The following is a 203-nucleotide window of genomic DNA, read 5'->3' on the forward strand; positions in this document are numbered from 1 at the left end:
GTCCACACCGCATTCGGCCCTTGCGGCTCCGGCCACGGTCCGTTGCCACAGGCTCGCAGACGTGGCCGCTTGCGGGCGCCGACAAGCCCATGCCGTGCAAGGATCGCGCCCACCGTCGAGGCCGACGGCCAAACCAGCTCGGGAGCCGTGCGCTTGAGACGCGCCACGATCTTCTTTGGCCCCCACAGCGGATGCACCTCCTT

At 69.5% G+C, this 203-nt stretch carries 1 pseudogene; it reads right to left on the minus strand.

Annotated features, from left to right (window positions below):
- A pseudogene (locus tag EN804_RS37840) lies at nucleotides 1–203 on the minus strand (integrase); the annotation flags it as partial.

Source organism: Mesorhizobium sp. M8A.F.Ca.ET.161.01.1.1, from assembly GCF_004792105.1.
In the GTDB taxonomy this organism is placed as follows: domain Bacteria; phylum Pseudomonadota; class Alphaproteobacteria; order Rhizobiales; family Rhizobiaceae; genus Mesorhizobium.